Origin of the sequence: Alkalihalobacillus sp. FSL W8-0930 (assembly GCA_037965595.1) — a bacterium.
In the GTDB taxonomy this organism is placed as follows: domain Bacteria; phylum Bacillota; class Bacilli; order Bacillales; family Bacillaceae_D; genus Alkalicoccobacillus.
On sequence record CP150183.1, the window covers coordinates 3,220,851 to 3,239,796 of the forward strand.

Sequence of the window (18,946 nt, forward strand, 5' to 3'; positions counted from 1 at the left end):
TAAAATATTTTACTTATTGAAGTTTGGGTGCGCGCACCTTACTGCGAGCGGCGCGTATTTTTCATCTAACTCGCGCACCTCTTCCCCATTTCCGCGCACTTTCCACCTAACTCGCGCCTTCTTCCCCATTTCCGCGCACTTTCCACCTAACTCGCGCACCAAACTCCCATTCCCGCGCACTCCCCAACTCAGCTCACAAAAAAAGAGCCACCCTCAAAGGGTAGCTCCTTGCTCTAATCGTTCCGTCCTCTCAATCGTGCTCTTTCTAAAAACAGGGCTGGAAGAGATATATACCGTTTTTGCAATTGTTCGCTTATCCACTAGCCTTTCCATCATTAAATCCATCGCTGTTTCACAAAGCACATCTGTATGAATGCGATAGGTGGTTAAAGGTGGCGATACGTATTTTGACACATGACTGTCATTAATACTAAACAGGTTCACCCGCCCAGGCAGGTCAAACCCGCGCTCGTTCAGTGCTTGTAGACAGCCAACTGCAAGGGTATCACTAGCAATGCAAAAGGCAGACGGAAGGTTATCACCGAGTTCGTCTATTGCTTGCTGCATCAGCTTATATCCCTGCTCCACAGAAAACCGGTTTCCAATAAAAATGGCTGATTCCTCGAGCACATCAAATCGATCAGCATAAAGTCTAAAGGCTGTTTCGCGTATATCCGGCAGCCTCATGTTTCGGTCAATATCAAAGTCGTCCCCGCCGATGAAACCAACGGATGCATGTTCATTATCCACATAAAATTCAACCATTCGCTCGATAATGTGCGAGAGATTCGGCTTCACTGAGTCAAATCGTTCTTCATCGGGGGACGTATCAATGAACACAACATTTGGGGCGATCTTGTACAAGTGATCAAGCTCACCTTTCGTAAAACGGCCAATGGCGAGAATTCCTTCTGTAGCCGGGTCTACTGCTTCAATGCCATCTTCAATCGTATAAAGTTTCAGGTTAATACTCCGTGCTTCAGCTTGTTCATGAATGCCTTCGCGTATTTCTTGAAAGTACACATCTTCTAGCTCTTCACGAGCGGTAAACCAATACATAAAGGCAATTTTCTTTAGTGAATGTTTAAATGCCTTCTTTTTGTACCCAAGTTGGTCTGCAGCTTCATAAATTTTTTCACGTGTTTTATCCGTAACTGAAAGATTGGGATCTTGATTTAACACTCTCGAGACTGTAGCGATCGACATTCCTACCTTGTTTGCGATATCTTGAATCGTCACTGCCATTTAAACACCTCACCGCTCTTTTTGATCTCCCCCTATTATAAACATAATATTCATTTAGTAAAATATTTTATTCAATAGAATGCTCCCGCTTCTCACGACTATACGCATAACTCCCTTCATACATCGTCAAGCGTCCATCCTCAAGCCAGCTTGTTTTTGGAAACAGTTTGTTTAAAAAGTAGCGGTCATGCGAAATGCAAAGAATGGTCCCTTCAAATTCAGCTAATGCGTCTTCTAACACTTCCCTTGAATCGATGTCTAGATGGTTCGTTGGCTCATCAAGTAACAAAAGATTGTTCCGGTCGTAAATAAGCTGAGCCATGCGCAGCCTCATCCGCTCTCCACCACTTAAGCTTTTTACTTTTTTAAACACATCCTGACCATAGAAAAGAAACTTGGCAAGCTCTGCTCGTGCCTCGCCTTCGGTCATCACCACATAATCCCGGAAAGCATCAATGACACGTTCATCACCTCCGCCCTCTAACCCGTGCTGAGACAGGTAACCAATCGAGACATTGGCCCCGACTTTACATCTACCTGCATCCGGCTGCAGCTCTTCTAAGATCAACTTAAAAAGAGTTGATTTTCCTGCACCATTTTCACCGACAATCGCTAACCGATCCTGATACGTGAGTGAGAGGTTTACGTCTTTTAATACTTCACGATCCGCAAAGTGTTTTGAAACAGAATCGAGCTGAACAACGTCTGTTCCACTTCTGCTTCCCTGCTCGAAATCAAGCTGTACCTGTTTACGATTCATCACCGGCTTTTTCACACGTTCAATCCGGTTCATCGCCTTTTCCATACTTTTTGCCTGACGGTGCATTCCGGCATTTGGTGGATTGGCGCGGTTGGCCCACTCTTTTAGACGCTTAATCGTCTCACGCATTTTCTTCAGCTTTTTCTGTTGATCCTGATACTGCTGGAATTCAAGAAGAAGTCGTTGCTCCCGCTCCTCCACGAATCCTGAGTAATTCGTCTCGTAAAAGGACAATTCGCCACCGTCCACCTCAATAATTCGTGTCACTGTCTCATCTAAAAAAGCTCGGTCATGCGAAATCACAACAACCGTTCCCGCATATTGATTCACCCAGTCGGTTAACCATTCTGTTGCCCTTAGATCAAGATGGTTGGTCGGTTCATCAAGCAAGAGTAGATCAGGCTTCGTTAACAGAAGCATGGCAAGACCTGCCTTTGTTCGTTCACCTCCACTTAGCTCACTCCACTTACTTGAAAGCAATGACTGTACCCCCAAACCCGCACTGACTCTACGAATATCAGCATCCATTTCATAGCCGCCTTGTTCGGCGAACTCTACCTGAAGTGTTCCGTATTTCTCCAGACAACGCTCTAATGCTTTAGGATCAGTAATCTCTTGAAGCTGTGTCTCCATCTGGCGCATGGACGCTTCCTTTTCGATTAAGCCTGTAAACACCTGCTTTAATTGCTCCTGTAGAGTTCTATCTTCAATGAAATCAGGCTGTTGTTCGAGCGCTCCTTTTGTGACACCTTTTTTCCAACCGACTGATCCACTCGTTGGTTCTGTGATGCCTGCGATAATGTGAAGGAGGCTCGTTTTCCCTTCTCCATTGCGACCAACGAGGCCTACTCGTTCGCCCTGTTTTATTTCAAGCGATAGATTTTCAAAAATCACGTGTACTCCGTATGTTTGAGATACATCCTTCATATAAAAAATAGTCATTTCATTCTCTCCTTCTCTATGAGAAAGAGACAAATGTGCATACCAAAAAAGGTGGCAGAGTCTCTCTGCCACCTTCACCGTCTGTGGGCATATGTCTCTTCCGTTGGGATTTCCTATACAGTTACCTTAGTAAATTGGACAGACTGATCCAATTTTGTAACTGCTGCGGAAAAAAGAGCCCGACAAATCAACAAAAATGCCAAGAAATCAGACTCACTCCCAATCGAACGATTCATACTCCCACCTCCTATCACGTATTTCTTTTATCTTATCGAACCATTGACCCTTTGTAAACAATAACCTTTTCTTAAGAAACCATCCAGTTGACTGTTCCAATAATAAGGCCCCAAAGTGGAATGTTAATGAGAATACCATAGAACAATCCACGGGCAAATCCTCTTTGTTGCACCATCGTGAATCCCTCCTTGTTGCTGTATATCATACCCGAAGATCGAGTCGTTCGAACAAATTAAGGAGGATTTACATGATTTTTTGAGGAGTTTAGTGGTTTATTCCTTGATTTACATACCAATCAATTGTTTCCTTTAATCCACTACGAAAATCACAAACCGGCCGCCACCCAAGCTCTTCTCTGATCTTTGATGCATCAATCGCATATCTTAAATCATGCCCTAACCGGTCAGGTACCCTTGCGATCTGACTCTTTGGAACCTGCATCATAGTAAGAATCTCTTCTACAAGATCCTTGTTGCTCCATTCATTGTTTGCCCCGATATTGTACACACTTCCAGGACTACCTTTATGAAGAACACGATCAATGGCCGTGCAATGATCATATACGTGAAGCCAATCGCGAACGTTCTGCCCCTCCCCATACAAAGGAATTTGCTCTCCATTCATCGCTTGATTAATCACAACTGGAATTAGTTTTTCCGGATATTGATTCGGTCCATAATTGTTGGAACACCGCGTAATCCTTGTATCCATACCATACGTTTCATAGTAGGACCTCACAAAGAAGTCAGCACTAGCCTTACTTGCAGCATAAGGACTGTTTGGGGCGAGCGGTGTTTCTTCTGTAAACAATCCATCGCTCCCAAGTGTGCCGTACACCTCATCCGTCGAGATCTGCACAAAGGTTTTCACATGGTGTGCCCGTGCACATTCAAGTAAATTCTGTGTCCCAAGGACATTGGTCTCCACAAACCTACTCGGTGCATGAATACTTCGATCGACATGCGATTCAGCAGCAAAATGGACCACCGCATCAATCTCGTAGCTTGAGAAAAGCTGTTCCATTTTCTCTCTATCTCGAATGTCCGCGTGGATAAAATTGTATCGATCTGTACTTGCAATGGACGAAAGATTCGCTACGTTTCCCGCATACGTCAATGCATCAACATTTATAATTTGATAGTCAGGATACTCCCTTAACATATACCGAATAAAGTGGCTACCGATAAACCCAGCACCACCTGTTACTAAAAGCTTCATACAATCTTTTCCTCCTCTAACACCTCACGAAGTATCGGCAGCTGTTGATCTTTCTCTGATAAAATAGGCGTAGATGTAGGCCACTTAATCGCTAGCTCCCGATCCGCCCAATTCACCCCGCGCTCCATTTCTCGATTATACAGCTGATCTACTTTATACAAAACCTGTGTATGTGGAGAAAGTGTGCAAAACCCATGCGCAAAACCCTTTGGTACAAGTAATTGTTGATGATCATCTGCCTGAAGTGTCACCGCGATCCATTTTTTAAAGGTAGAAGAAGTTGGCCTAAGATCAACGACTACATCATAGACCGCTCCAGATAAAACGCGGACCAGCTTCGTTTGCGCAGCTTCTCCGATTTGTAAGTGAAGCCCTCTTAACACGCCAGACTGAGAAGAATATGAGTGATTATCTTGAATAAACGTTGTGGAAATTCCTACCTCGTGCCACGCAACTTGTTGATAACTTTCCAAGAAAAAACCACGCTCATCATGGTAGACGGTCGGCTCAATCAGTTTCACGCCCTCTATCTCAAGCTCGATTACCTTCATATTGAGACAATCTCGTAGGATCGACTTAAAATCAAATCAAGATTAATCTCTGCTGCAAGCTGATGTGCCTGAGCTAACGACTCATGAGTTCCTGCGTCAATCCATTCACCCTGCACATACTGGTAGCCAAGCGTTTGCTTTGCCAAATAAGCTAAGTTTACATCCGTGATCTCGAGCTCTCCCCTGGCTGACGGAAGCAAGGTCTCAATGATGTCAAAGACAGAAGGCCGGTAGAGGTAGAGCCCGGTCACCGCATCATTTGATTGAGGCAGCAAAGGCTTCTCATCAATTGATGTCATTACACCATCAACAATTGTCGCCACCCCAAACCGTTCCGGATCCTCCACTTTTTTCAACATCACCATCGCCTCAAAACGTTCATCGTTCTGAAATTGGCGTACCGCACTTGATATTGGCTCAGTAAACAAGTTATCCCCAAGCAAAACGGTCACCCCATCACACCCGACAAAACCTCTCGCTAACCGCAACGCATCCGCGATTCCACCAGGCGACTCCTGCACCTTGTACGTCAGATTCATCCCGTACCGTTTCCCGTTCCCAAGCAAACCAAGAATCTGTGCCCCGTCCCGCTTGCCAACAACGACTAACACATCAAGAATGCCCGCTTCCTTTAACCGTGCAAGCCCATGCATAATCATCGGATATCGCCCAACCGGCAGCATATGCTTATTAATGGACGCCGTCAGCGGAAGCAGCCGCGAACCCGTGCCCCCCGCCAAGATCACACCTTTCATGAAAAGATCCCTCCCAGATTTATACGTTAGTCGTAGTTTATGCAAGTTGGGCACAGAGGGTACGTTAGCAAGAGGATTGATGCCTATATTAAGAAAGGGAGCTCCTTTAGCAAGAGAATCCAGGACATATGTAAGACCTTTTCCTATAATACATCCGTTCACCTCACATTTACATCACGTTCCTCCTCAATAGCAAGACCAATGATTCGTTTACTAAGACGCCACGACATGAAAAAACTCCGACCCAAAAGTCGGAGTTTCCTGCATTTATTTTTTGTATACCGGAACATCAAGGTTCAATGTGTAAGAACCAATGCCCTGATACAGATTGTACATGCTGTGAACCTGCTTAGAAGCCCAACCAATATCTGTTGCATACTGGTGCGACGCACGGCCATTTCGAACCATAGCATCTGGATTCCAACGCATTTTGTATAATGAGTTTTGACCAGATTTCACATAGCTGTTACCAATGAAAGCTGCTCCACCAACGATAGATTTGTAAGGTGTTGTCCAGCCTTGATCGTATGCGTACTTAGTACCACATTCAATTGGACAGCTATCCTTCGCACCAATGCCGTACATGTTGTAAACTGTTACGCCATTATATTTCACGCCTCTAGCAAGGGTAGACGATCCGTTCCCTGTCTCAAGTAATGCGTGAGATAATAAGTACACATCATTAATACCGTGTGTACGTCCAGCATCGATAAATGCTTTACCTTGTCCTGCAAGAATTCCTTTTCCACGCAAGTAATTGTTAAGAGCAGCTTCACTTGCCCCACTTGTTTTAGCTAGGTCTAGGAATTGGAACTGCTGTACTTTATCATTAATAAAGTTATTCGGGTCAAGATAGTACACGATATCTTGTTTCTTAGCATCGACCCAGAACAATTGATACCAGCTACCACTCGTGTTGCGAATAGAAAGTCGCTGACCATTCTTTAATTGTCCAACCACTGGATAATTTGTTCCAGGGCCACTACGAACATTTAGCGCAGAAGCATTAACAACATAATTGTTCCCACTTCTTGTTACGTAGTCCTTATGCACATACTGTGTATAACGATCCGTTTGCGCATTAGCTCCAACCTGCATGTTGGCCGCTTGGTCTAGGGTGATGTTGTAGCTTGTCTTATTATCTTGTTTAGTCGTTAAGTAACTTGAATGAATCCACACCGTACGATTATTTAATGTACCTCTGTACCATGTGTTACTTCCTACTTTTTCAGTTAAGTGAACGCGGAAAACTTCATCTTTATAGTTGGAAAGACTATACACTTTGTCTTTGGATCCGCCCCATGCTTTTGTAAGAGCATCTCCATTACCTTTAATGATGAAAGATTTCTGCTTTTTATCTACACCTTTGTGCGTGCGGGTATTCACTTCAGAAGCTTTTACCCAACCAACTGTTCCTTTTGTTGCACTTGGTTGATTGCTGATTAAGTAGTAGGTTTGACCTAAATACGTAGCTTCCTTCTTAATGTAGTAAACAGCGTCTACTAGTTGAGAAGTGTTAAGAGTTGATGTATCACCTAGCTTTTTATACACCTTTGCACTCTTATATAAGTGTCCGAGCTTACTTGTTGATTTCTCTTTTACATCAAGTGTATCAACGTACGAACTGTGAAGCCATACCGTACGATTATTTAATGTTCCACGGTACCACGTGTTATTTCCTACTTTTTCTGTCAGGTGAACATTAAATACTTGGCCACGATAATCAGATAGTTTGTAAACAACATCGTTGGATCCGCCCCATGCTTTCGTATGGGCATTCCCTACACCTTTAATATAAAAATTCTTACCCTTCTTATCAACACCTGTATGTGTACGAGTGTTGACTTCAGAAGACTTAACCCATCCTAGTGTTCCATTTTTTGCACTTGGTTCTGTACTAATCAGATAATAAGTACTTCCATCATACTGAGCTTGACGCTTAATATAATAGACAGAATTAAGTAATTTAGATGTATCCAGTGTAGATGAACTACCTAACGCATGATATACTTTAGCATTCTTATAAAGATGACCTAAACGACTTGTTGATTGTTCATTCGAAACCGTCACTCTTTCCACAAACGCACTGTGGATCCAAACCGTACGATTGTTTAAGGTTCCTCTATACCAAGTATTGTTTCCAACCTTCTCTGTTAGATGAACATTAAACGTCTTCCCTTTTTGTGAAGAAAGATCGTAAACATGGTCCTTTGATCCGCCCCATGCTTTAGTGTAGGCTTTCCCAGTCCCTTTCACTTGGAACGCGCGTTTTTCACGATCTACACCTTTGTGTGCGTGGGTCGTTAACTCCGAAGACTTAACCCAACCAACAGTACCTTTTGTTGCACTCGGTTCTTTACTAATCAAATAGTAAGTTGCTCCACTATATGACGCCTCTTGTTTAATGTAGTAAACAGCATTCGTATACTGAGACGTATTCAATGTATTAGCATCGCCCAAGTTTTTATAGATCTTAGCATTGCCTTTTAAATGACCCAATCGACTCGTCGACTTTTTTTCAGGCTCTTCTTGAACGACCATCATAGAGAACATCATCATTGGGCTCTCTTCAAGTTCTTCAAGAACAAGTTCGTCTTCTGTAACTTCTGCTGCTGCTTCTTCAGTCACAACATCATCCGCTGCTTCCTCTTCAGTCACAACATCATCCGCTGCTTCTTCTTCGGTCACAACATCATCCGCTGCTTCTTCTTCGGTCACAACATCATCCGCTGCTTCTTCTTCAGTCACAACGTCATCCGCTGCTTCTTCTTCAGTCACAACATCATCCGCTGCTTCTTCTTCAGCTACAACATCATCTGCTGCTTCCTCTTCAGCTACAACATCATCTGCTGCTTCCTCTTCAGTCACAACATCATCTGTTGCTTCTTCTTCCGTTGCAACATCATCCGCTGCTTCCTCTTCAGTCACAACATCATCTGCTGCTTCTTCTTCAGCTCCAACATCATCTGCTGCTTCCTCTTCAGCTATAACATCATCCGCTGCTTCTTCTCCATCTACAGCAGTATCCTCTTCAGTCACCATTTCTTCGTTCGCAGCTTCCTCTTCTTCAAGTTGAAGAAGGGATAAACAGTCCTTAAGAGTGGAAATTTCCTCTTCTGTTAATTCAAGCTGATCCAGATCAAAATCCTCTAAATCATCCTTCTTGATTTCGTCCAAATCGAACATATCTGACAAACAAGCATTCACATGCTCTAGCTCATATGTATCATCTTCAATCTCGATTGGTTCTTCAAAATCATCAGGCGTGCTTGTCACAGTAGACTCTGCAAGCGCAGCATAGGGTGACAAAAGGTTAAACAAAAGCAAAAAAGCAACGAATAAACTCAGTATTTTTTTCATATCAAACCCCTTCCATTACTAGTTAAAAAGATGCATATCTTAGAAACCAGACCAATTATACTACAGAAATTGGCATTTAGTCCGGAAAAATGTGAAAAAAGATCAAAAATAATGTTTGATATTTTAACCATATGTAATATATGCAGTCTATTATTGTATCGGTCGCTTCGCGTACTTCTTTACACCTTAAGGAAAAAAACAGAAAAAAACACAGCTCCACTCAGGAACTGTGTACCTTCTTCTTGCGTGACAACCACCAAATCATCGATAGAATTCCAATTAACCCACCAACCGTATCAATCACTACATCTCCAATTAACCCTTGGCGCTCTGCACTAAAGTATTGTCTCGTCTCATCAATACTCGCATAAATCAAGACCGTAAAAAAAGTAATGAGCGCGGCCACTCTTACTCGAACAAAAAAAGCGAGTAACCGAGTGGCAAGAAATCCAACCAGTGCGAACACTGTTACATGAGAGGCTTTTCGAATGAAAAATTCTAAGAATCCTGCAACGCCATTCGCTTCAATGCTTCTAACCTGATACCCATATGTAAATGAAATTTTGTTTAAAAATGTATCCTCTAACCAGTGAATTGGCAGCTTATTTAATGTAGGTCTAATATCCTGATTCGAATAAGGTTGGGAGGTTGAATAATAAATAAGTCCTATCACCCCAAATAGTAGAACTGCTGTAATGAATAGCTTCGTTCGTTCGTTCAATCGATCACCGTACTTTCTTTATATAAGTCTTACTTATTGTACCAGTAATCATAAAAGGATGGGGAAGAATGACAGAAAACTTCTTAGACATCAAAAAAACCTCGATCCTAGTAGACGAGGTCTGATCCAACCTATTTACCTTGCAATGAGCACGGGGATTTTCGCATGCTTGGCTAATTTATGACTAACACTACCAAGAACAAGTGTCTGCAAGTCGTTTCTGCCACGACTTCCAACAACTAAACAGTCGTAATCATGTTCTTTTAGATAGAGTAGAACCATTCGAGCCGGTTCCCCTCGAAGATAAAAGCTAGATGAAGAAATTCCCTCATGATGCAGATAATCCATACTTTCTGCTACCATTCGTTTGGAGAGCGCGTCTGCTTCTCGGTTATCACTATAACGCAAGATTTGAGAATTATCTTTTACATCGACACAATACACAAGATCAATATGAACCTCAGACTTATACGGTTCAACCATTTTTACTGCTTTTTCTAACCCTTTTCTAGCATGCACTGATCCATCCGTCGCTACCAGTATTCGCTTAAACATTTTACACGCCCCAATCACTTTCATTTTGAAGTTGAATAACTGGTCATACACTTTATGTATACCCGATTTTTTCGTTTTTACACACGAAGAGGTCTGTTACCAAAAAGTATAAGTAAATGAATAAGGTAAAATGCATGATAAATAAGAGACTTAAGACCATATAATGAACCCTATACCAAGACAGAAAAAAAGCACACCAACTACTGTTGATGTGCTCAAAACAAAGGTTTACCCTGTGATAATTGGACCAATTGGACCATCAGCAAAACGATGGAATGTTACGTGTCCTGCACTGTTTGCTTCGTTTGATGCGTTAACAATTGTTACTGGGAACGTGGATAAGTTGTTAATTGTAATCGTGTCACCTGCTGCATAGCTTTGTACACGAACAATCGTTAACTGACCTCCACCAGCATCCGAGTTCGTACCAGGCGCTACTGGTGTAGCCCCACCGTTAACAATTAACGCAAATACCGGGTTAGCCGGTGTTGTCGCTGCAGTGTTAATCGTTACACTCGTGTAATATAGACCTGGTGTCACAATTGTAAAAGTGCCCGTTGCTGCTGTATACATAACACCCGATAATGAAAATGGGTTCAGACCTGTTACAACTCCACCAACTGCAACCGTTTGAGGCTGCATGTTACTGTTAAAAAACGGCTGTAACGTTTATCCGGTTGGACCAGGCGGACCCGTTGGACCTTGTTCTCCTGTATTCATCCGATCATTGGGCAATTCGTCTAACTTACAACCTTACTCCAGATCCCGGACCAACTGGAATTCCAAGTGTATAGAAAAGAATAAGCAACAACGTCATTCCAACTAAAATACATACAGCATACGGAAGAGTAAGTGAAATAAATGATCCAAATCCCGCACCCTTATTGTATTTACGAATAAATTCCAGCGTGATCATCGTATACGCAGACAACGGTGTAATCATACTTGTCGATGAATCCCCCACCCGATACGCCATTTGCGTAAACGCCGGATCGTATCCAAGCTGAATGAACATCGGAATAAAGATTGGCGCAAAGATCGCCCACTGACCCGATCCACTTGTAATCACCAAATTCATTAAAGAAGTCATTTGAATAAATAAAATAATAAGTCCTATTCCTGTAAAATTGACAGCCTCCAAAAAGTCCGTTCCATTAACCGAAACCCACAGACCGATTCCCGACCATTGAAAGAACGCTGTAAACTGACCAATAAAAAACACAAGAACAATGAAGTTACGCATACTGCCAATAGCCTCACCCATATAGTGAGCCACATCTTTCATGCCTTTAATTCGTTTCATTTTTAATCCATATGTAATCCCAATCAAAGCGAACAAGATCAAGAGATACACAACAATCCCATCTAAAAACGGAGAAGGAACCAGTCCCCCTTCTTCATTTAATAAGATACTATTTGGAATAAACATACCGATACCAAGAATCGCAATGTAGATCAAAGCTACCAGACCCGTCAGCTTGAGCGCCTGTGTCTCTTCCTTTGACACCGGCTCCGTCGAATCAACCGCATCACCCGTATAGGCTCCAAGACGCGGCTCCGTTAACTTACGAGTCAGCGTTCCCCCAATGATTGTACACAGAAGCGCACCAGCAACCATGAAATAATAGTTACTAATCGGCGTAACCGTTCCTGTCATATCTAGAACAGCCATCGCCTCATTCGTAATTCCAGCAAGCAACGGCTCATTTGATGTAATCAAAATACCCGTCGCGTACCCACTCGACACCCCAACAAACCCAGTCACCACACCAGCAACCGGATGACGTCCAAGCGAATAATAGATGATTCCTGCAAGCGGAGGTACGATCAAGTAAGCAGAATCAGCCGCCACCGTCGCAAAGTTCCCCATAAAAAAGATCGCATATGGCACAAGCCACACCGGAGCTGCCATCATTAGCTTCTTAATAAAAGCAGATAACAACCCAACGCGTTCAGCCAAACCAATCCCAAGCATAATCGTCAGCACGAGCCCAAGCGGTGCAAATCCCGTAAAGTTCTGCACAAGCGTACCCGTCATAAACGTAACCCCGTCACCACTCAGCAAGCTACGAATCTCTGTAACCTCACCCGTCGCCGGATTTGTCACCGTCACACCAGTCAACGCAAAAACAGTTGATAACACAAACAACAACCCAATCAAGATCAAAAAGATCGTAATCGGTTGCGGTAGCACATTCCCTACCTTCTCCACGCCAGCAAGCGCGCGCTGAAACACCCTCTTCATCATATCAACTGCTCCTCCTCACCCTTGTTAGATAACCTAACATTCTGATAACTCAATCAATAGTTTTCTATTCTAAAGGGAGATGAGGGAGATTGCAAATATTATTCGACACGATTCTAGGAGAATCATAGATAAAAAGAGACTTACCAAGAAAGACGGATCTCTTATCAAGGTGAGACCTCTATTACCAAGGGACAAAGATCGCTTAGTAAGAGGAATGCAGTTAACATTAAGAACGAATTACCCTCTACCAAGAAGCAAACACTTTTTGAGAAAAGGAAACAATTGAAATCGGAATTGAATAGCAATCTAGAAGAATTTTCAAATACATTCGGATGATGGAGGATTTACCAATAAGTTCATAAATGATAATAAGGAAAAAAGACATTTTACTAAGAAACTCAAACCCTCACCAAGAACAATGCAACATTCACTAAGCCCTGAGACATCTCAACCAAGAATAAACCCCTCATACCAAGGAAGAAGGATCTCTTGTCAAGATTAGGCCTTTGTTACCAAGGAGCAAAGCTCGCTTAGTAAGGTGAATGCAGTTAAAACTAAGGACAATCAATGATTAATCAAGAAACTATGAAAGCTTAACTGAAACTCAAGATAGTAAAAACAGAAAAATATGTTCGAAACAACGATAAGAGGATTATAAACTAACATGCAGAAATGAAGAGACTCACGGAGTAATGAAAGAACAGAATGATGATACATTTAATTCGGGTAAAAGAAAACACAATAATGCAATTAAGTAACAATTGTACTTAATATATCTAAAACCTCTTCCATCGTTTCATCCGGCACTTCTTCAATTACCTTTATATACTTTTTTCGTGACCGAACGTTAAGACTTTTAATATGATGGACAAGAATAACTCCTGTCGTTTGAAGAGAATCTGGCAGTTTGACCTCAAAAGGATTGCCTCTAATGGTATTCGTGATAGGACATAATAAGGCAAAAGGGGTGACTGTATTAAATGCTTCAGGGGAAATGACTAATGCAGGAAGATATCCAGCTTGCTCATGTCCACTTTGTGGGTCGAAATTGATCATAATGACGTCACCCCGTTTAAGACTCATTACCACATCTCATCCCCCTCTGGATTTCCCCAATTAAGTTCTTTATGCTCTTTCTCTGGGTCATATTTTTGTAAGAGATCGTCTAATGTCTGTTTTTTTCTAGCCTTTCTGATAACGATGGTGTTATTAACTAACTCGAGATCAAGTATAGTACCATTCTCAATGCCTAATATCTTTTTAAAAGATGCAGGAATCCTGACTCCGGAGCTATTCCCCCATTTTTGCAAAACCGTTAATTCCTTGTTTGGTTGAGTAGCATTCATCATACGCATTTCTTTCCTTCCTTGGGATTTATCGCTCATAAACATAACCTCCTTATTTGTATATCTTTATGTATATACATTATGAAGGGTATCCTTTTATAGTTCAAAGTATAATTGAATGAGTAAACATATCTTGAAAGTGCTTGTATTCCTGTTTGAGCTGCATTCTATATTTATCTTTAGTTGATAGTATACTAAAGTGTTCCTTAAAGTCATTTAGGTTTCGTTCAATTGAAATATATTTATGGGTACCTTCAATGCTTCTCACATACTGAATTTGTCCTAACGTTTTGATGACCTTTTGCTTAAACTCAATAAAATCATTAAAAGTTAAAAAGTCGTAGTCTAGAATATCGAGATAATGCTGATTTATTTGTTTATGGATGGATAGAGGTGCCCTTACTGTTTTCTGCTTTAGAATGACTCCTGTAATCTTCTTATGAGCATGTCTATTATAAAATTGCGTTTTATCGGGGTGGATCGTAAGCTCGTACTGCTGTGCAATTGTAACGATTCGATTTAGAAAAGAAGGGGTAATTTTACGGTTTGAAGAAAAGGTGAGATCATCTACATAGATGCTGAAAGTCATATTTCTTGAAAGAGCCAATGCATTCAACCCATTAAATAAATCAAAATAAACTAAGTAGCTCAAAATAGAGCTTGTCGGAAAGCCCTGTGGTAGCCTCGCTACTTCGTTCTCATCTTTATAAGTGACAAGCAAGGTCATAATCTTTGCCACATCTTCACTCATTTTGAATTTGTCTTTAAAGAACTTGTACACAAAGACTTCAGAAGTGGAAGGGAAGAAGTTCTTAATATCCATCGTGCAAATGTGCGAATGACTGTTATGATAACTAGCATTGCTTAGGGCATTTTTTTGCTTAACTCCAGAATGTAAGTATGGAGGGAAATTAATTATTTGAAGAAGCTGGTTAATTTTTCGGAGGATTCTTTTGTACTGTTTAGAGGGATTCAATAATGTGCGCGTTTTATTATTTTTTGTTAAGGAAAATTCAGTACAAGTAAAATGCAAATCAAGATGCTTAAAAAATGCTGGACTGTCTATCCCGAGAATAGCAGCCAATCTCTTTTTACTCTTTAACTGATAAAAAGCATGATTTTCCGGTATTCTCATGAATATCACCTTATTCTTTTGATATAAAAGATTAGAGATCACAAATTCATATATCATTTTAATTGCGAACCCTAAAACAAAACCTAAAAACATGTCTAGTAATTTAGATACTAGCAATTTCGAAAGTTTACGCAGTCCTTTTAAAAGCTTAGACCTTAACTTTCCTTTTCTCCCATGCTTCTCTTTCCTACACGGTATTGTTTCAAGGTAATGGTTCCGGTCTCTACCAATAGATTTATCATCCATAGGCTAGTTCCTCCTTCCTAACTATGTAAGGTTCAATCATACTGAACCTCCTCTGCTAATTGTTAGTGGAATGAAACTAATTGGGTAACCATTTTTCTCTAATCTTCGTAGCTCTGCGTATCTAGGCATACTTAATCCTATTTGGCAGCATTAATAATAATTGATGATTTGTTTTCTGCCTCTTAGGCATGTGTCGACTGATCAAGTTGAGCCTTACTATATATATGGTGCCTATTTGCTTATCACGTGCTTTAATAAACTCCCGGCAATTCCAATACGTTGTACGGCACGTTCTCGCAAGCATTCAGCCATTCAGTCGGCGCTTCCTAGAGGACATTTCGAACAGTTCATCTCGCTTATCCTAGGAATAAGCTATAATTTCGCAGAATTTTCCCAATTAAATGACCGTAATATGATTCTACCTAAATCTGTATACGATTACAAGCTGTTGACATTTAAAAATAGTGAATCAATACACTTCATCACAAACACATCCAATTAAACCAACAAACGGAAAAAGTTTGATATACTTGTTTGTACAATTACTTACATTGGAGATAAACCATATGACAGACACTTTCTTTCTACAAAAAGTAAAAGACCTTCTACAAATGCACGCTCATGGACTCTTAGGTAGAGAAATCATGCCGGAAGATATTCTCATAGATTCGGTGCAACCAAAAGATCTTTTAAATGTGTTAACACTCTCTATGGCATTAAACTATCAGCGTAATTCCTATAAGCTTTGGGAGTCTGTGGTCCATGCGTATAATTACGTTAAGACCAACTGGATATTTGACCCTTCGATCGTAGTTACAAAAGAGCTAGGTGAAATCCGCGATGCACTCCTTACCCACCGTGTCGGCCTACAACCGAACCGGCACCCAGATATCTGGAAAAGAGTAGCAAGTGGCATAACAAACTCTTCTGAGCGAGGAGACGTGTATGGACTCATTCAATCTGCTAATGCTGATATTTCTATTTTAAAAGAAATGATGCAAGTACATAGAAAAAGTGAGTTTCCATACCTCTCCGGACCGAAGATTTTTAACTACTGGCTTTATGTGATTGAGAGCTACACAGACATTGTCTGGACCTCCCGCCACTTAATAACCATTGCTCCAGATACACACATTCTAAAGGCATCCGTAAAGCTGGGTTTATGCTCGAAAGAAGTTTTAAATGGTCGGGAGATTGACCGAAACACCGTATCCTCCGCTTGGGAGAACGTTCTTTCTGGAAGTGGCCTTGCTCCCATTGATGTTCATACACCCTTGTGGCTATGGAGTCGAGCTGGCTTCCCTCCGATCCAATCATCAATCGACACCACTAGTCATTCCATGTATAGTAAGACGTAACTTACATAAAGGAGGATTGTTAAAGATGATGCCATCCGGAAGATTACGCCAGCAAACGTTGAACAAGAACTAATTAAATCGTTCAATGGCTCTGTTTTCACAAATAGAGTAAACGGGAGTAGTCTGCACATTTTTAATGATCTTCTACCGATTTAAAAAAGGCGGAGTCCATCTGCCTTTTTTCTATACTCGTTTACTCCTCCACAGACTGCGTATGTCTGTGCTTTTATTAACACCAACACTGGAGGACAAACACATGAATACACAAAAACTAAAACAACTAGCAGCAAGCAAAGGGCTTAACATCCTTGAAAGCAGTATCAAACTCAACGAATCAGGAGTCGACTTTCAAGTAGCTTATGCCACCGATCAGCAAGGAATTAAATGGAACCTACGTATACCGCGTCGACCTGAGTCGATGAGACATGCCACTAAGGAGAAAAAAGCATTAGAGATCATTCAAAGCCAAGCAAGCTTCGAAGTGCCTCATTGGCAGATATTTTTTGATGAATTAATCGCCTATAAACAACTAAAAGGCCAACCCACAGCGACGATTGACTTGGAAAAACAACAATATAAATGGACCTTTGATGAAACGAATGTACCAACGGCTTATTATCAATCACTCGGGAAAGCATTAGCAAACTTACATGCTCTAGCTCAAGACTCATTTCAAAAAATTGGTGTGGAGACTCTTCACCCTAGTGAACTTAGAACTTCAATGAAAAAACGAATGGACCGAGTAAACAGCCAATATGAAATTAATCCTGCAAGATGGGAACGTTGGCAAGCATGGTTAGCAAATGATCTAATGTGGCCATCCCACGTCGGAGTAGTGCATGGCGATCTGCACCCAGGTCACCTGATCGTTAACAACCAGCACCAAGTTAAAGGAATTATTGACTGGACGGAAGTAGGAGTCGGCGACATATCTGTGGACTTTTTGTCTCATCAACCTCTATTTGGAAAAGAAGGTCTAGCCAAGTTCATTGATGCTTACGATAACGCAGGCGGACGAACGTGGTCACGGATGGACGAGCATATTGTAGAGCTTTTAACCACGAGCGGGATCACTGTTGCGGAGTATGCGGAGGTGACGGGTGTTCAGGAGATACGGGAGACGGCAGCGTATATATGGCGGAGGGGTACTAAAAGTGGGAAAGATCGTGAAAGTAGTTTAAATAGTCAACATCAAGAGTTTTATCTTCTAAAACTCTTGATGTTACTCTCAAAAGATAATTAAATTTAATATGACATTTGCTGATCCATGATTTCTTGAACAGATAACTTAGAAGACTTTATGATTTCTAAAGACTTAGTAGTTAGTTCGCCATCTTCAGATAAGATAGGTGTGTCAATAATACCTTTTACGACTTGAGCCATTAAAAATGTACGATGGATGATCGCTTTTTGTTCAGCATTATAATCTGCCCAGTTAAGTCCATTTTGAAAGAGTATGTCTTTCATTTTTTCATTGTATTTAATAAAGTGTTTGTTCACGCTTAGTAATGTATCATGAACAATTGCAACTCGATCTTGAATGTTATCTAGATTGATAATAAATAATTTAGCTTCTTCTCTAAATGTCTCTGCTTTAACAAGTGATGCCTTCGCTTCATTTAGTCTTTTCTTAGCAGCAGCTGAGAGAACGGTTCCAGCGACAGCTAATGCTGGTCCGAGAACAAGTCCACCTAATACCAATGTACCTCCTGCTATTCCAGCGCCACCTGTTGCTAGTGCTCCGCCTCCAAGCCAAGCTAATGTTGCGTTCGTTGCTGCCACTCCGCTTAATCCAGTTATAGCAGCTCCTGTTGATGCTGTTCCTAAAGCCATTGTTGCTGAGTAGGCTCCAAAGGCAACGGCTGCACCAGAACCAACAGAAGCAATCCCACCACCAAGTATTTTAGCAAGTTGGACTACACTAAATTCTAATTCAGTTAATAGTTCCTCTGAATCACTTTCTATATTTAGCTCATCTAGGCCTTGAGATGTATCATTTAGTTCAATATTTTTAATCCGTTTGAACACATCGACAAAGCCTCGAATAGAAGTAGAGATGACTTCCATTTTATAGCGCCCATATTCATCAAGTTCATTATTTGCCCTTTCTCTGGAAGCGTGAACATTAGTGTTCCATTCTTCAATAAGATCGTTTGCACTACCAAATACTTCTTTACTTTCTTTAGTCCTGTCTATTGCTTGTTTACCTTTTACAATTCCAACTGCCGCTGTAATTGCTGCTGGCACTAATAATAATGGTAATGGCATG

16 protein-coding genes are annotated in these 18,946 nt (G+C 41.3%); 2 read left to right on the plus strand and 14 right to left on the minus strand.

Annotation, left to right across the window (positions count from 1 at the left end; all coding sequences use genetic code 11):
• Positions 1–213: 213 nt before the first annotated feature.
• From NSQ54_16835 to NSQ54_16895, 13 genes are all read right to left on the minus strand, one after another.
• Positions 214–1,245, minus strand: a complete 1,032-nt coding sequence (locus tag NSQ54_16835; GenBank protein ID WYP25970.1) for a LacI family DNA-binding transcriptional regulator — start codon at positions 1,243–1,245, stop codon at positions 214–216.
• 67 nt (positions 1,246–1,312) lie between these two features.
• Entirely contained in the window at positions 1,313–2,947 is a 1,635-nt protein-coding gene (locus tag NSQ54_16840; protein ID WYP25971.1) for an ABC-F family ATP-binding cassette domain-containing protein, read from the minus strand.
• A 501-nt stretch (positions 2,948–3,448) separates the two neighbouring features.
• The gene (rfbB, locus tag NSQ54_16845) at positions 3,449–4,402 is read right to left on the minus strand and encodes a dTDP-glucose 4,6-dehydratase (protein ID WYP25972.1); all 954 of its coding nucleotides are present in this window, start codon (positions 4,400–4,402) and stop codon (positions 3,449–3,451) included.
• Positions 4,399–4,953 carry a dTDP-4-dehydrorhamnose 3,5-epimerase gene (gene rfbC / locus NSQ54_16850; GenBank protein WYP25973.1) on the minus strand — a complete coding sequence of 185 codons (555 nt, stop codon included), beginning with the start codon at positions 4,951–4,953 and terminating at the stop codon, positions 4,399–4,401. Before rfbC ends, rfbB begins: the two co-directional genes overlap by 4 nt.
• On the minus strand, positions 4,950–5,708 hold the full coding sequence (locus NSQ54_16855; protein ID WYP25974.1) for a sugar phosphate nucleotidyltransferase: 759 nt from the start codon (positions 5,706–5,708) through the stop codon (positions 4,950–4,952). The genes rfbC and NSQ54_16855 overlap by 4 nt, the downstream gene beginning before the upstream one ends.
• Positions 5,709–5,975: 267 nt before the next feature.
• Positions 5,976–9,068 carry a GW dipeptide domain-containing protein gene (locus NSQ54_16860; protein WYP25975.1) on the minus strand — a complete coding sequence of 1,031 codons (3,093 nt, stop codon included), beginning with the start codon at positions 9,066–9,068 and terminating at the stop codon, positions 5,976–5,978.
• Between the two features lie 220 nt (positions 9,069–9,288).
• Entirely contained in the window at positions 9,289–9,789 is a 501-nt protein-coding gene (locus NSQ54_16865) for a VanZ family protein (protein ID WYP25976.1), read from the minus strand.
• Positions 9,790–9,924: 135 nt separating this feature from the next.
• The gene (locus NSQ54_16870; protein WYP25977.1) at positions 9,925–10,344 is read right to left on the minus strand and encodes a universal stress protein; all 420 of its coding nucleotides are present in this window, start codon (positions 10,342–10,344) and stop codon (positions 9,925–9,927) included.
• A gap of 228 nt (positions 10,345–10,572) precedes the next feature.
• Positions 10,573–10,986, minus strand: coding sequence for a hypothetical protein (locus NSQ54_16875; GenBank protein WYP25978.1), 414 nt, complete (start codon positions 10,984–10,986; stop codon positions 10,573–10,575).
• A 103-nt stretch (positions 10,987–11,089) separates the two neighbouring features.
• Complete coding sequence (locus tag NSQ54_16880; GenBank protein WYP25979.1) at positions 11,090–12,592, minus strand: AbgT family transporter; 1,503 nt, start codon at positions 12,590–12,592, stop codon at positions 11,090–11,092.
• 750 nt (positions 12,593–13,342) lie between these two features.
• On the minus strand, positions 13,343–13,675 hold the full coding sequence (locus tag NSQ54_16885) for a type II toxin-antitoxin system PemK/MazF family toxin (GenBank protein WYP25980.1): 333 nt from the start codon (positions 13,673–13,675) through the stop codon (positions 13,343–13,345).
• Positions 13,675–13,977, minus strand: a complete 303-nt coding sequence (locus NSQ54_16890; protein ID WYP25981.1) for an AbrB/MazE/SpoVT family DNA-binding domain-containing protein — start codon at positions 13,975–13,977, stop codon at positions 13,675–13,677. The genes NSQ54_16885 and NSQ54_16890 overlap by 1 nt, the downstream gene beginning before the upstream one ends.
• A 64-nt stretch (positions 13,978–14,041) precedes the next feature.
• Positions 14,042–15,319, minus strand: a complete 1,278-nt coding sequence (locus NSQ54_16895) for a reverse transcriptase family protein (protein ID WYP25982.1) — start codon at positions 15,317–15,319, stop codon at positions 14,042–14,044.
• 566 nt (positions 15,320–15,885) lie between these two features.
• Here NSQ54_16895 and NSQ54_16900 point away from each other — a divergent pair.
• Together NSQ54_16900 and NSQ54_16905 are read left to right on the plus strand one after the other, a co-directional pair.
• Positions 15,886–16,677, plus strand: a complete 792-nt coding sequence (locus NSQ54_16900; protein WYP25983.1) for a hypothetical protein — start codon at positions 15,886–15,888, stop codon at positions 16,675–16,677.
• A 256-nt stretch (positions 16,678–16,933) separates the two neighbouring features.
• A complete protein-coding gene (locus NSQ54_16905; protein WYP25984.1) occupies positions 16,934–17,920 on the plus strand; it encodes a macrolide 2'-phosphotransferase in 987 nt (328 codons plus the stop codon).
• A 2-nt stretch (positions 17,921–17,922) separates the two neighbouring features.
• Here NSQ54_16905 and NSQ54_16910 read toward each other — a convergent pair whose 3' ends face one another.
• On the minus strand, positions 17,923–18,945 hold the full coding sequence (locus tag NSQ54_16910) for a hypothetical protein (protein ID WYP25985.1): 1,023 nt from the start codon (positions 18,943–18,945) through the stop codon (positions 17,923–17,925).
• Position 18,946 lies beyond the last annotated feature (1 nt).